This is a genomic window from Emticicia fontis, from assembly GCF_054779675.1.
On sequence record NZ_BAAGXU010000066.1, the window covers coordinates 218490 to 233790 of the forward strand.

The following is a 15301-nucleotide window of genomic DNA, read 5'->3' on the forward strand; positions in this document are numbered from 1 at the left end:
AAAACGGAGAAAGAAAAACGGATTTCCATTCTCCGTTTTCCTTTCTCCATCATTCCGACCTCAATGCTTTAATTGGATTAACCAAGGCGGCCCTGATGGCCTGGTAACTTACGGTAAGCCAGGCTATGATGATTGAGCCAAGAATCGCTAATAAGAATATACTAACACTCAAGTCTATTTTATACTCAAATTGTTTCAGCCAATCGTGCATGAAATAGTAGCCTACCGGAGCAGCAATCAGAAATGCTATGCCTATAAGCAAAGTAAATTCTTTTGAAAACAGATACACAATATGCAACACAGAAGCACCTAAAGCCTTGCGGACACCTACCTCTTTGGTACGTTTTACAGCCATGAATGAGACTAATCCGTAAAGGCCCAGACATGAAATGAAAATGGCAACTCCTGCAAAAATTTCGTAGAGTATAGATAATTGTCTTTCCTGTTGATAAAAGCTTTCTATGTTTTTATCCAGAAACTGATACTCATAAATATAATTCGGAAAAAGCTTAGACCAGATTTTTTCTACTGATGCCAAACCTTTTTGCATATTCTGCATTTGTAGTTTTACACCCATTGCATTAAAGAAATTTTTATTACTGGCAATTACTAATGGAGGAATTGCTCCGTGCAATGAAGTGGCATGATAATCTTTGATAACGCCTACGATTGGGGCTTTCATCTTGCCACCCCAGAAATTAATCTCTTTGCCTAAAACCTCATCAGGACTTTTCGCGCCGAGTTTCTTTACCATTGTTTCATTCACTACATAACCCTGAACGGTATCGCTTGGAGAATAGGCTTTTCCTGCTACGAATTTCAAATCAAAGGTTTTGAAATAATCAGCATCTGCCCAGTTTAAGAAACCCGAGAAATCGGTGTCCTTTGGGCGATGGTCATATTGGAAAGGGCTATTCCATTGATTATCATCAGCTGGTAATCTGAAAGCAATACTTACACTTTTCACCCCTGTTTCTTGTTGTAATTGTGCTTTCAATAAATCATATTTGGTCTGGTCAAGGCTATCGTTGGGAACTGGTACTCTGATAACTGCTTCCTTATCAAAACCCATAGAGGCTGTCTGAAAATAATTCATCTGATTTACTACTACCAGGGTTGCAATAATCAGGAACTGGGCGATTACGAATTGAGAGACTACCAGAATACGTCGAAGAGAGATACCTCCGATAGATTTAGCGGTAATCTTGCTTTTCAAAGCCAGAATCGGGTTGAAACCAGAAACCACCAAAGCCGGATAAAAACCTGACAGGAAGATAACTACCACAGATACTATTACTAAAAACAACGGTAAAACCGGATTATCAATAAATGACAAGCTTAGCGGATAGTGAAGCAGATTATTTAAAAATGGCAGTGCGATTTGAGCCAGGATAAGCGCTAATAAAACAGACATCAGCGTAATGAGTGCACTTTCGCCCAGAAACTGGCTTCTTAATTGTGACTTGTTACTACCTAATGCTTTTCTGACTCCCACTTCTTTTGAGCGATTCACTGCCTGGGCAGTAGCCAGATTAATGAAATTTACACAGGCTACTAACAATAAAAATGCACCGATTATCTCCAATACCCAGATCATTTCAGGGCTAATAGTATGATGCGCAAAATTACCAAAACGGGTATCGTAATGAGATTCGCTTAGCGGGCGGATGAAATTACGTACGCGACCTAGTTGCTCCGGCGATTTATGCTTTTTATCAAAGGCAGGCATTAAAGCATTAAACTGCTTTTCTGTCATTTGGGGAGGCAACAAAAGGAAACAATTCCAGCTACCAGATACACTCTCCCAGTCGTTAGCATTGCCTTTATTATTCAGGAGGAAGTTTTTGTATGATAATACTATTTTGAGCGGGAAGTCTGTATTTTTTGGGATATTCTTCAGAACGCCTGTTATCCGATATGGCTCTTTCTCATTATCTCTGGTAAAAGTCTTTCCGATGGCGGTTTTCCAGTCTCCAAAAAACTTCTCTGCCATTTCCTGTGTCAGAATAGCCGTGTAAGGCTCTGAAAGCATGGTTTTAGGGTTACCTGAAAGCAACGGAAAATCAAAAATATCAAAGAATTCAGGTTCGGCGAAAAACATACCGCCTTCGTCCTTAAATTTCTTTTCTATGCTTTTGGTTTTGGCATCGTAGATATTTATCTGAGCGCCTGTGGCTGCAATTCCAGCTACTTTTTCCAGTTGCGGATAATCAGTTCTTAAAGCCAATGGTACAGGCATCGGTGCCCCTCTTCCATAGCTGATACCTCCATAATGAAATTCTGATACTACCTGATGAATCCGATCTTTTTTGGTGTGGAAATTATCGAAACTCAATTCAAATTGCACAATCAAAAAAAGAAGCAGACAAGCAGCAATGCCTACTGCCAAACCAATAGCATTGATAAAAGTGTAACTCTTATTGCGAAGCAGGCTACGAAAGGCGATTTTCAGGTAATTGCGTATCATAATTTTGTATGTTTAAAGGAGAAAGGAACATGGAAAATGGAACAAGTAATAGAAACTTTTATCGTAATTTCGATCTGAGTTCTCACGCGCGGCGTCTGCTTGTTCCTTTCTCCTTTTTCCATTCTCCAACTATTCTGTTTTTAATGATTTCACCGGATTCATTAATGCTGCTTTGATGGATTGATAGCTTACCGTGAGTAAGGCAATGATTACTAAAAGGATGCCTGACAATGCGAAAATCCACCACGATAAATCGGTGCGGTTAGCAAAATCTTCCAGCCATTTCTGCATGGCATAATAGGCTACTGGTGTAGCTATCACAAAGGCAATAGCGACCATCTTCAGAAAATCAACTGAGATAAGATTTACGATACTGCTTATGCTCGCGCCTAATACTTTACGCACCCCAATTTCTTTGGTACGTTGCTCGATTATCATGATAGCTATAGCAAATAAGCCCATACACGAGAGCATGATGGCAATGCCTGCTGCCAAGCTGAAAATCTGTGAAAGACGTTCTTCTTTATTAAACCAGCGGTCTACATTTTCATTGATGAATGAGCCTTTGAATTCTTCGTTTGGTACTAATTTCTTCCAGGTAGCTTTTACCAGATCCATTGCATTGGCCAAGTTTTGGCTTTTTGTTCTTATCAGTACATAAGAAACGCTGCCTTTTGGTGCCATTTCCAGGGTAATTGTGCGGTTTTCGCGACGAAGAGAGTATAAATTGAAATCGGCAATTACACCGATAATTTTTTGTTTACCCACTGCCGAATCAGGCATCAAAAACTTATCTACTCCATTTTTTTCGCCCATTTGTTTCAGCATACTTTCAGTTACAACCAATGCAGTAGAATCGGTGCCAAACTCAGAACTGAAATCTCTGCCCTCAATGGTTTTGATACCCATCGTTTTCACGAAATCATAATCTACACGAACCCAGTCAGTAAGAATACCTTTTGAATTTTTGGTATCTCCTTCGTTCGGATAATAATCAAATCCGTAAGTGCTTCTTGAGGAGCTTCCATCCAGGCCATTACCAAAGTTGATTTGTGAACCGGATATTGACTCGATAGCCGGATATTTTGATAACTCATTACGAAACTGCTGTACGGCGGTCTGATGATTCAAAGCATTACCGATAGGTACACTGATTACCTGCTCTTTACTGTATCCCAAGGGTTTGCTCCTCAGGTATTTTAGCTGTGTAAAAATGACTATTGTACAACTGATAAGCAGGCAGGAAATAGAGAATTGCACAATCATTAAGGAGTTGCGTAGCATACCCGGTTTCTTATTGGTCAGTTTTCCTTTCAGAACCTGCACTATATTAAAACGGGAAGAAACAAATGCCGGATACCCTCCGGCAATAAGGGTGATTAAGATAAAGCTTATAATGGAAATCAGTAAGTTCTTTGGAACAAGGAAATTTTGAATAGAAAGACTCGAATCAAATAATTTATTGAACTGTGGCAAGAAAGCATAGGCCATACCTAAACCTAATATTAAAGCTACTACACAAACGATAAATGCTTCTCCCCAACCCTGTAAGAAAAGCTGTACTTTGTTTGCACCGAGAGATTTACGCACGCCCACTTCTTTGGCTTGTGTGAATGACTTGGCGATAGTGAGGTTAATAAAATTGATAGAAGCAATCAATACAATCAATAAGGCAATGGTCAATAAGGTATAGATATAGTTTTTACTCACGCCACTTCCCCAACCGGTGATTTCATCGAAATGAACTTCTTTCAAAGGCATCATCAATAAACTCAAATACTGCCCTCTCGCATTTTTCATTCGGTTGTTCTTTTTTGCATCTTCTTCCGAGGTCTTCATGTATTTGTTTACCAAAGACTCGAAGCGTTTTTCGGTAGCAGCGTGTGTCGTATTGGCAGCCAGTTTAATATATACCTGATGGTTCTGACTTGTCCATTTATCTTTGATTGGCTCATAACCACTATTATTTTCAGTCCGTATCAAGGCATCGTATTTAACAGTAGAATTTCTTGGCGCATCATCTATTACGCCTGTTACAATAAATGGTACTTTTTCATTCGACAAGGTGATTAATACCTGCTTGCCCATTGGTTCTGCTTTACCAAAAATGTTTTCTGCCGTAGTCTTGCTGAGGATGACGCCATTTTTATCTGCTAAAGCTGAATTGATATTTCCTTTCAACAATGGAAAAGAGAATACTTTCAGAAAATCAGCATCAACAGTTTGTATGCCTTTTTCAAATTTCTTGCCCTGATATGTCAATTCTCCGGCACCCCAGCTATAACTGGTAACTGCCTCTACTTCCGGGAATTCCGCTTTTAAAGCCGGTGTAAGCGGATAAGCCATAGCTGCGCTGTATTCAGGTTTGCCATTTTTATCCGCTGTATTAAAATACAGGCAATACACGCGGTCAGCGTCTTTATGAAAAATGTCGTAAGAAAATTCGTAAGAGGCCGTGAGGTATAGTAGAATACTGCTACCAAAAGCCACAGCCAGACCCAACATATTGATGGCTGTATGCACTTTGTTTTTCCAAAGCTTACGAAAGGCGATTTTTAAATAGTTTTTAATCATGTAATTAAGGCTTATGGCATGAAGCAAAGGGCATGGGCTGGGAGCTATACCCCATGCCCTCTGCCCTTTACCCCATGCTATTCTGATTTAAGTGATTTAACCGGATTCATCAACGCTGCTCGGATAGACTGGTAGCTTACGGTGAATAGTGCGATTAATAAGGCCACTACACCCGCCAGGCCGAATATCCACCAGGTGATTTCGGCACGATACGCAAAATCCTGAATCCATTTATCCATTAAATAGTAGGCCAATGGCGTAGCTATCAGAATGGCAATCAAGACTAACACGACAAACTCTTTTGAAAGCAAGGCAACCAGATTCGGCACACTTGCGCCTAATACTTTGCGGATACCAATCTCTTTGGTGCGTTGTGCCATCATCATCAAGGCAATGGCAAACAAACCCATGCACGAAAGGATGATAGTCAGCACTGCCGCACTCATCACAATTTGCGACATTCTTTCTTCTTTCTTGTACTGATTGTCTGTATTTTCATCCAGGAAAGAAGGCATATACTCTGATTTCGGTGCAATTTCTTTGTAAGCTTTGCCAATCAGATCAATCGTTGCTTTTGGCGTTTCAGGTGTAAGTTTTACGAAGATGTAGTTGATACCAAAATCACCCTGATAAAGGAAAGTGATAGATTCGATTTTGTTTTTTAATGACTCAAAATGATAGTCTTTTACAACACCTACAATCGTTTTCCCGAGGCTATCGCCCAAGGCTACTTTCTTACCAATCGGGTCTTTGTATCCCAATTGTTTCACCATAGTCTCATTCACGATACAAGCACGGTCCTTATCAGATGGGAATTCACGCGAGAATTCTCTTCCCTCTACCAAGGTTAAACCAAGGGTTTTTACATAATCATAATCTATGCTCAGACCATTCGTACGGTAATTTTTACCTTCCATTTCAAAGCCATAAACTGATTTATAGCCCGAGCCATCTTTGCCTCTACCTATATTTATATCAGCTCCGGTAATGCTCACAATCTGTGATACATTCGCCAGTTTATTACGCATAAACTCTAATATTTTGCTCCCTTGTACCTCATTACCAACCGGAATACTGATTACCTGTGTCTGGTCAAAACCTAAAGGTTTGTTGCGCAAAAAGTCTATCTGTTTCCAGATGATAAGCGTACAGCTAATCAATAAAATAGCAATGCTGAACTGAGCCACAATCAGGGCGCTTCTGATACCACCAGACCGTGAACTTACTTTTATTTTTCCTTTTAGTACTTCTACTGTGTTGAATCTAGCGACGGCCAGTGCAGGGTATCCTCCGGCAATTAAGGTAATAATTAAAAAACTAATCAATAATAAGCCACCAACTATCGGATTAAGCATATTTTCAGTAGCAAGGCTACTTCTGAATAGTGTATTGTATTGAGGCATTAATGTAGTGGCTAATACGCAACCTATGCCAAAAGCTACCATACAGATAATGAAAGCTTCTCCCCAGAATTGTCCGACAATCTGGGTTTTCAAAGCGCCAAGTGCTTTTCTCAAACCCACTTCTTTGGCACGAGTCATTGAGCGGGCAATAGAGAGATTAATAAAGTTGATACAGGCAATCAACAGCACTAGGCCACTAATTACGAGCAATATGTATGGATAAGCAATATCTATTGAACGGTTGCCACCTGCTTGTTTATTGAAGTGCATTTCAGACATAGGCAATAAGCGCAAGCTGCTCACTTCTCCTCTATCATCAGGCTTTGATCCGTCTTTCTTTAGTTGTTCAATTTCTCCCTTATAGTATTTTTCGGTGAATGATTTCAGACGTCTTTCAAAACTCAGATAATCTACCTTATCGGCTAGCTGCACATACACATCATGATAATTTGAGTCCCATTTTTCTTTTGTGTCTTTATATTCCGGGTTATTCTCAAAACGCACCAGCATTTCATTATCAATTGATGAGTTTTTCGGGGCTTTCTGCATCACGCCGGTTACTACGAAACTTTCAATTCTGCCGCCAAAATTCATCTTGATAGTTTTGCCCATAGGGTCTGCTTTATCAAATATCTTTTCTGCTACTTCTTCGTTCAGAACCACACTCCGCAAATCATTCAGCGCTACATCAGCATTTCCTTTCAACATTTTAAAAGAGAACATTTTCAGAAAATCGGCATCTACATAATGTATACTTTCATCAATCGTCTTTTCGCCCTGCACAATCTGTACACCCCCACCTACAATACGAGTCGCATTTTCAATTTCAGCATTGAAATCACTTTTTAAGGCTGGAGTAAATGGTGTGGGAAAATTAGACTTATATTCAATTTTTTCGGGTCGATTGATTTTGAAGTAAGTTCTAAAAATGCGGTCTTTGTTAGCCTGAAAATCATCATAAGTAAACTCAAAATAAGATGTCAGAAACAGCAGAATAGCACAACCGAAAGCCAATGATAGCCCTATAATATTGATAGAGGTATATGCTTTATTCTTCCAGAGATTACGAAGGGCGATTTTGAAATAATTTTTTAACATAGTTTTTTCAAAATTAAATGTGGAGAGGACAGGCTGGAATGGCAATATCAAATGAAGCTTATTATGATTTGTGTCATAATAAGCCCATTTTACAGCATTTAACGTTTATTAACTCATCTTGTTCCCGACAGGTAGCCGGGAAATATCTTTATACTATACGTGGAAGTTCTCAGTCACTACCTTACCATCGAACAAGTTGATGATTCTGTGTGAGAAACCAGCATCATAAGGTGAGTGAGTTACCATGATGATGGTAGTGCCTTCGTTGTTTAGCTCCTGAAGCAATTTCATTACTTCTTCACCGTTGGTAGAGTCTAAGTTACCAGTAGGCTCATCGGCAAGAATTAATTTTGGTTTTGCTACCACCGCACGTGCAATTGCTACACGTTGTTGCTGACCACCCGATAATTGTTGAGGAAAGTGATTACGACGGTGCATGATGTTCATTCTCTCTAATACATCTTCTACTTTCTTCTTACGTTCTGTAGCTGGTGTTTTCAAGTAAAGAAGAGGAAGTTCTACGTTTTCAAAAACTGTTAATTCGTCAATCAAATTAAAGCTTTGGAAAATGAACCCGATATTGCCCTTGCGGTGTGAAGCGCGTTCTCTCTCTGTTAGTTTGGCTACTTCAACGCCATAGAAATCATAGCTTCCCTCAGATGGATTATCTAACAAGCCCATGATGTTGAGCAAGGTTGATTTTCCACATCCTGACGGACCCATGATAGCAACGAATTCACCATCTTTGATATTCATGTCAATACCATTTAGGGCGGTAGTTTCTACCTCTTCGGTAGTGAACACTTTTTGAAGATTAGATACTTTTATCATAATTTTTGTTAATAAATTTGTAAAACGGAGAAAGGAAAAAGGAGAACGTATAATGCTTAGACCTTCCTGCTTCTTCGCTTCTTCTCTAGTGATAAAATATTTTTAAATTCTCTAATAAAATGGCTAAAATTGAAAAATTTGAAGACCTTGCTGTCTGGCAAATGGCACTTGATTTATCAATTGATATTTATAAAATCCTGGCTAACTGTAAAGACTACGACCTAAAAAATCAAATGTGTCGTTCTTCTGTTTCAATCCCCTCTAACATTGCTGAAGGCTTTGAAAGAGGTTATAACAAGGAATTTATCCGGTTTCTAAAAATGGCAAAAGGTTCTTCGGGTGAATTTCGTACTCAAATTTATATCGCTCTCGGTATTGGTATCATTGATAAAGGAACTGCCGATATTCTTCTGAATAAAAGTCGTCATATTTCTTCTATGCTCCAGAAGCTTATCAAAATAAGAGAAGAAAATTTCAGTTAAACTTTGAATATTCAATGGAGAAAAGATCCACAAATATTTTATAATTCGTCTTCCTTTCTCCTTTTATTATTATTTAAGATCTAAGACTTCATTGTCTCCAAAATTCTCGTAAGAAGAAGTAATCACTTTATCTCCCACCTCTAAGCCTTCTAATACTTCAAAATATTCAGGATTTTTACGACCTAAAGTGATTTTGCGTTTTACAGCTTTTCCACCTGATTTATCTAACACATATACCCAGTTTCCACCAGTATCAGAGAAGAATCCACCTACTGGAAGCAAGGTAGCTTTAGTAGCTTTGCCTAGCTCCAAACGGATAGGAGAAGACTGACCTCTTTTGATACCCTCAGGTACACCTTTCACAAAAACCATATCTACTGAGAAACGTGCACTTTTAATTTCAGGATAAATCTTGGTAATCTCTAAAGGATATTCTTTTCCGTTGAATTCAAAGGTACCACCTAAGCCTGCAAAAATTCTTCCCAAATAGTGTTCATCGATATCTACACGCAATTTGAAACCATTCAAGTCGTCAATCTGACCAATGTTTTGTCCCTGACTGATATTCGAACCTACCTCAACATCAATTGAAGATAATAAACCTGCAACCGGTGCTTTTACCACCAGGTTTTCAAGGGTTTCGCGCCATAATTGTACGTTTTTCTGTGTACGCTCCAAAGTACCTTCCAATTGTTTAATCTGCATGGCAGCATTTTCTTCCTGATATCTTTGCGATTCAAGGTCAATTTCTTTCTGACTAACCAGTTTTTCGTAATCACGTTTTGCTTTCAGATAATCAGCCTCAGGAATTACTTTGTCGTTAAACAATTTCTTGTTTCTTTCGTAAAGGTCTTTCGCCTGGTCAGTCAAGAAATCAAGGTCTGACATATTCTTACGAATCGTAAATTTCTCTACTTTCAAGCGTTGACGGGTATTCTGTAAGTCGTTCACTAATCGGCTTGCTTCTGTTTCTGACTGTAAGAAATTCAGTTTTAAGTTCTGATTTTCTAATTTTAATATGATTTCGCCTTGTTTCACTATATTTCCACCATCAACCACTTTTTCTTTTACGTATCCACCTACGATGGCATCCAAGCGAATAATCCTTAAAGGCAATACCACTCCTGTAACCACGATAAATTCATCGAATGTACCATTGCTTACCTGTGAAATAGTCATTTTATCTTTTTCGGCATTCAGTGTCGAGCGTCTGTCTGCAAAAAGCAGGCTATAAGCTGCAAATGAGGCAAATAATACGCCGCCGAGGGTTAATAAGATTCGCTGTCTACTCCAGAATTTCTTTTTTATCTGCTTGTCCATTGTAATTTTTTTAATTGCTATACAATTCGTGTTTAGGCAAATTGTCTCTGTTACTGATTGTTAATTAAGTCTAAAAATAAGATTTAAATCTGTTCAATCATAATTCACAATGTGTGCCAAATATTTTAACCGATTGATTATCAATTAATTACAAAATAAATACCTTTTAAAATTGTCCGTTTTCGGACAACACTTGTACGCTCACGGACGAATACCTAAAGATAGCTATTTTCTACAAAAAAAATTAATGTATTTATTATCAATTAGTTATCTTCGCTCTTGGAAATTTACCTTTTGAAAGCAATAATTTTTGTCGTAAAATGCGTAAAAAATGCCTTAAAACACAATTTTACTAATCTAAACCTGAATTATGTCAAAGCTTTTAATAATTGATGATGATGTAGATGTATTAAGTGCAGCTAAATTATTTTTAAAAAGACATTTCGGACAAGTCGATATTGAGAAAAATCCTGAACGGATTCCCTTTTTAGTTTCTAACGGGAACTATGATGTCATATTATTAGACATGAATTTCACCCGTGATGTGAATACAGGTAAAGAAGGCTTTGAATGGCTCGACCGTATTTTAGATATTGATCCACAGGCTTCGGTGGTGTTATTTACTGCCTATGGCGACGTGGAAATGGCTGTGCGTGCCATCAAAGTGGGTGCTTCTGATTTTGTTTTGAAACCCTGGGAGAATGAGAAATTGCTGGCCACCATGCAGTCGGCTTTGGAGATAAGAGAATTGAAGACGGGTAAAACGCCAACGGTTAAGCGCAAAACAGATAGCAAAGTCGAGATTATCGGCAAAAGCCCTGCGATGCAAAAAATCTTTGAAACCATTGACAGAGTTGCGGCTACAGATGCCAATATCCTGATATTAGGCGAAAACGGAACAGGAAAAGACCTGATAGCCAGAGCCATCCATGAAAAGTCTGACCGCGCTGATAAGCCTTTTGTACACGCTGATTTGGGTTCAATCTCTGAGACCCTGTTTGAAAGTGAGCTTTTCGGGCACGTAAAAGGGGCTTTTACTGATGCCCGCGAAGATCGTGTGGGGCGTTTTGAGGAAGCGAATGAAGGTACAATTTTTCTGGATGAAATCGGAAATATCCCATTGCCACTTCAAGCCAAATTGTTGACTGTATTGCAGAACAGAAGTGTAACGAAAGTTGGCTCAAGCAAGGCTAAAAATATTGATGTGCGTCTGATTTGCGCTACGAATGAGCCAATTCATGCCCGGGTAGCGCAGCGTACTTTCCGGCAGGATTTACTGTATCGTATCAATACTATCGAAGTTAAATTGCCACCATTGCGTGAGCGCATTGAGGATATTGTGACATTGGCCGAGCATTTCCTGAAGATGTATCGCAAGAAATATAACCGTCCGGTGAGTACTATTAGTGCGGCTTTGATTAAGCAATTACAACGCTATAACTGGCCGGGCAATGTGCGAGAATTGCAACACGCCATTGAACGTGCAGTCATTTTATGCCAAGGGAATATATTACAACCGGAAGATTTCTTTGAAGGACAACCCTTTGAAAAACCAGATGATTCAGCACCATCTTTCGACCAGACATTCCAGTTGGAAGAAATGGAAAAAATGCTGATTATCAAGACTTTGAAAAAATTCAACGGTAATATTACCGAAGCTGCCCGAGAAATGGGTCTGACGCGACAGGCGCTTTATAGAAGGGTAGAGAAGTATGGGATATGAGGTTAGAACCCCACACCCCAACGGCAGCGGCAGACCGTCCCTCTGCCCAACAATGGAGAGAGGGGCTTTTTGTTCCCTTCCCCATTGTTGGGGAAGGGTTAGGGTTTTATTTATAACTCTTTATCTCCCTTTATCCAAAGCCATTTTCAGCGCTAACCCAGATAAAACGCTTGCCATAAACCATTTCTGGATTTTTATCCAGAATGGATTTTTAGCAAACCATTCTGCTACTTTTGCCGCACTAAGTACTATCAGTAAATTAATTGAAAAACTAACCACTACCTGCGTAAAACCCAGCTCAAGGCTTTGGGTAAGTACTGAGCCATTTTCAACCTTAATAAACTGCGGAAAAAAGGATAAATAGAAAACAGCTATTTTAGGATTGAGCGTACTGGTCAGAAATCCCATGCTGAATAGTTTATGGGGTTTATCTGCTTTCAAATCCTCTCTTATCTCAAATACGCCTTTTCCATTAGGCCAAACAGACAGAACAGCTAAATACAAGAGATAGCACACGCCTAAACTTTTCAGTACTAAATAAGCATAAGGAATGGTAAATAAAACGGCTGTCAGGCCAAAGGAAACCAATAAGATATGCACACCAAAGCCTACTACAATACCTGCCAGAGAAATAAGCCCTGCCCATCGCCCCTGTGTAATTGAGCGTGAAATAAGATAAATCATATTAGGCCCCGGTGTAATGACTAAGCCAAAGGCGGCTAATACAAAAATTAATAGGTCTTTGGCTGGTATCATAATGCTTGCTGCGTTGTTTCTTTATAATTTACTACATAAGCCGGTACAGGTGTATCATGCAACATTTTAGGATCCGTTATTGGTGTTTGTGCCTGTAATTTTAAAGGTAATACACCTGCCCATACAGGTAATTGGTAATCTTCTTCATCATCGCCTGGATTGCCTACTCTTACTTTGGCTGATACTTCTTCAATTTCAAATGAAATCACCATGGTTCCTTTCATTTCTTTGTCATTGGGTTGTCTGATTTCTTCCCAGCGTCCCGGAATAATCTGATTAGTGAAGGCTTCTAAAGCATCCCAACGTTCCTGTTCATCGGTAACAAGCGTTGCTGAACTAAAAAGTACTACCGAGCGATAATTAACTGAATGGTGAAAAGCCGAACGGGCCAACACCAAGCCATCAATAAAAGAAACGGTCAGGCATACCCTTCGCCCATCGGCCAGATTTCGCATAAAATGGCTGCCTACTGAACCATGTATGTAAATCTTATTACCTACGCGGCAATAGCCTGTGGGTATCATCATAGGCTGACCGTCCTGCACATAGGCGATATGGCAGAAAAGTCCTTCATCTAAAATCTGATAGATAGTTTCTTCGTCGTACACTGCTCTTTTGGCAACGCGACTTGGCTTGGTTTTAGGAGTAACCGGATACATATTGTAAAAAATTATAAAAGATAAATAGCTAATATTGAGGCAAAACTATACTTTTACTGGATCAGTATACCAATCCATTTTTTCAACATCAAGTAGTCCAGATGAAAATTCCATTTAAGAGTCTGATTAGTTTTGATAAAAACTCTTCGATTCCATTATATATACAGATTACCAATGCCATTATCAAAAATATACAAAATGGTATTCTGCCAACTAATACCCGATTGCCCGGTACAAGAGAACTAGCGGAATTAATGGAAGTACACCGTAAGACAGTCATAGCTGCTTATGATGAGTTGCTTTCACAAAACTGGGTGGAGACCATTCCACAAAAAGGCACTTTTGTTGCTACAAAACTTCCGACAATCAAGCCAACAGCACTCACAGAAAAAACTTCAAAAGAAGAATGGAACAGCAAAATAAATGGACGTTTGAACCCTCATTCATCCATCTATTTGCCTCCCCATATTGACCAGAAACTGGCTTTTAATGATGGATTACCCGATGTAAGACTAGCTCCACGAGAAGAATGGGCAAGATTACAAGCCAATTATATCCGCTATGCAGACCCCTCAAGTATTGGTTATACTGACCCGCAGGGGAATATCAGATTCCGTACACTGTTTGCCAAATATCTCAATGAAACCAGAGGGATACAGACAAATCCCAATCATCTCATTACAACCCGTGGTAGCCAGATGGGTATTTATCTGGCAGGTTTAACTATTCTGCAAAAAGGTGAAACGGCTATTGTGGGCGAACTGAGTTATAGGGCGGCTAATCTTACATTCTTGCAATTAGGGGCAGATTTAGTCACTATTCCAGTGGATGAGGAGGGTTTGCAGGTCGATAAAATTGAAGAGATTTGTCAACGTAAAAAGGTGAAACTCATGTATGTGACTTCGCATCATTATCATCCTACTACAGTTACATTAAAGCCCGAAAGGCGGCTTAAATTATTGGCATTGGCCGAAAAATATCAGTTTTTTATTATTGAAGATGATTATGACTACGATTATCACTACGCCAATAACCCTATCCTACCTCTAGCCAGTGCCGATCGCTATGGTTGGGTGATTTATGTGGGTTCGTTCAGTAAGCAAATTGCGCCTACATTCAGGGTAGGCTATGTTGCTGCGCATGAAAGTATTATAGAAGAAATGACTAAGCTACGCCGGATTATTGACCGCCAGAATGATAGTATTCTTGAATACTGTCTGGCTGATATGCTGGAAAACGGAGATTTGAAACGATATGCTACTAAAGCTATGAAAGTGTATCGGGAAAGACGGGATTTTACCTGCCAGCTATTGAAAGATGCTCTGGGTGATAAAATAAATTTTAAAATTCCGGATGGAGGTATGGCTATCTGGGCGAATTTTAGTGCTGATATTCCGCTTTTGGCGCTTTCGGAAAAAGTGGCGAAGCAAGGATTATATTTAGCTAACGGACAAAATTATAAAGAAGAAAATCCCATGCTGAACGCCTGCCGCATGGGATTTGCCAGTATGAATCAGAAAGAAACGGAAGACGCCGTACGAATCCTGAAAAAGGCTATATAGCCCCCGACCCCTGAAGGAGAGTTGCTTACGCACGAATGATATCACAAGTCTACTGATTATTGTACGTCAGGTGTAAATATGGCTTTATATTGGTCGGCTTTGAAACCTATTGCCTTAATCTTGCCATCTTCTACGACTGGTCGCTTGATAATAGAATTGCTTTCCGTCATCAACTTAATGGCGAACTCTTCATCATTAATACTACTTTTTACTTCCTCGGGCAATTCTTTAAAGGTACTACTATTTTTATTGAATATCTTGTCCAAAGGCTCTTGGGTAAGCCATTCTTTTAGCTTATCAGCACTGATGCCTTCTTTTCTATAATCGTGAAACTGATAGGCTATATTATTGGCTTTGAACCAATCTAATGTTTTCTTGACTGTATCACAATTGGGTATTCCGTAAACTGTAAGCATTTTCTATTTA

Annotated in this window: 11 protein-coding genes; 3 read left to right on the forward strand and 8 right to left on the reverse strand. The window is 39.3% G+C overall.

Annotated elements, in window-relative coordinates:
• Positions 1–49 precede the first annotated feature (49 nt).
• From ACYVFA_RS26340 to ACYVFA_RS26355, 4 genes are all read right to left on the reverse strand, one after another.
• On the reverse strand, positions 50–2467 hold the full coding sequence (locus ACYVFA_RS26340) for an ADOP family protein (RefSeq protein WP_460474854.1): 2418 nt from the start codon (positions 2465–2467) through the stop codon (positions 50–52).
• Positions 2468–2596: 129 nt separating this feature from the next.
• On the reverse strand, positions 2597–5041 hold the full coding sequence (locus ACYVFA_RS26345) for an ABC transporter permease (RefSeq protein ID WP_460474855.1): 2445 nt from the start codon (positions 5039–5041) through the stop codon (positions 2597–2599).
• 77 nt (positions 5042–5118) lie between these two features.
• Entirely contained in the window at positions 5119–7542 is a 2424-nt protein-coding gene (locus tag ACYVFA_RS26350) for an ABC transporter permease (protein ID WP_460474856.1), read from the reverse strand.
• Between the two features lie 153 nt (positions 7543–7695).
• Positions 7696–8373, reverse strand: coding sequence for an ABC transporter ATP-binding protein (locus tag ACYVFA_RS26355; RefSeq protein ID WP_460474857.1), 678 nt, complete (start codon positions 8371–8373; stop codon positions 7696–7698).
• A 119-nt stretch (positions 8374–8492) separates the two neighbouring features.
• On the opposite strand from ACYVFA_RS26355, the gene ACYVFA_RS26360 reads away from it, so the two are divergent.
• Positions 8493–8855, forward strand: a complete 363-nt coding sequence (locus ACYVFA_RS26360; protein ID WP_460474858.1) for a four helix bundle protein — start codon at positions 8493–8495, stop codon at positions 8853–8855.
• Positions 8856–8924: 69 nt separating this feature from the next.
• Here ACYVFA_RS26360 and ACYVFA_RS26365 read toward each other — a convergent pair whose 3' ends face one another.
• Positions 8925–10175, reverse strand: a complete 1251-nt coding sequence (locus tag ACYVFA_RS26365) for an efflux RND transporter periplasmic adaptor subunit (protein WP_460474859.1) — start codon at positions 10173–10175, stop codon at positions 8925–8927.
• Between the two features lie 370 nt (positions 10176–10545).
• Here ACYVFA_RS26365 and ACYVFA_RS26370 point away from each other — a divergent pair, with 370 nt between their 5' ends.
• Complete coding sequence (locus ACYVFA_RS26370) at positions 10546–11898, forward strand: sigma-54-dependent transcriptional regulator (protein ID WP_460474860.1); 1353 nt, start codon at positions 10546–10548, stop codon at positions 11896–11898.
• Positions 11899–12018: 120 nt separating this feature from the next.
• Here the strand turns inward: ACYVFA_RS26370 and ACYVFA_RS26375 are convergent, their stop codons facing one another.
• On the reverse strand, positions 12019–12654 hold the full coding sequence (locus tag ACYVFA_RS26375) for a LysE family translocator (protein ID WP_460474861.1): 636 nt from the start codon (positions 12652–12654) through the stop codon (positions 12019–12021).
• Positions 12651–13313, reverse strand: a complete 663-nt coding sequence (locus ACYVFA_RS26380) for a pyridoxamine 5'-phosphate oxidase family protein (RefSeq protein WP_460474862.1) — start codon at positions 13311–13313, stop codon at positions 12651–12653. The genes ACYVFA_RS26375 and ACYVFA_RS26380 overlap by 4 nt, the downstream gene beginning before the upstream one ends.
• A gap of 101 nt (positions 13314–13414) precedes the next feature.
• On the opposite strand from ACYVFA_RS26380, the gene pdxR reads away from it, so the two are divergent.
• Positions 13415–14875, forward strand: a complete 1461-nt coding sequence (gene pdxR / locus ACYVFA_RS26385; RefSeq protein ID WP_460474863.1) for an aminotransferase-like domain-containing protein — start codon at positions 13415–13417, stop codon at positions 14873–14875.
• Between the two features lie 56 nt (positions 14876–14931).
• Here pdxR and ACYVFA_RS26390 read toward each other — a convergent pair whose 3' ends face one another.
• Positions 14932–15291 carry a thioredoxin domain-containing protein gene (locus ACYVFA_RS26390; protein WP_460474864.1) on the reverse strand — a complete coding sequence of 120 codons (360 nt, stop codon included), beginning with the start codon at positions 15289–15291 and terminating at the stop codon, positions 14932–14934.
• Positions 15292–15301 lie beyond the last annotated feature (10 nt).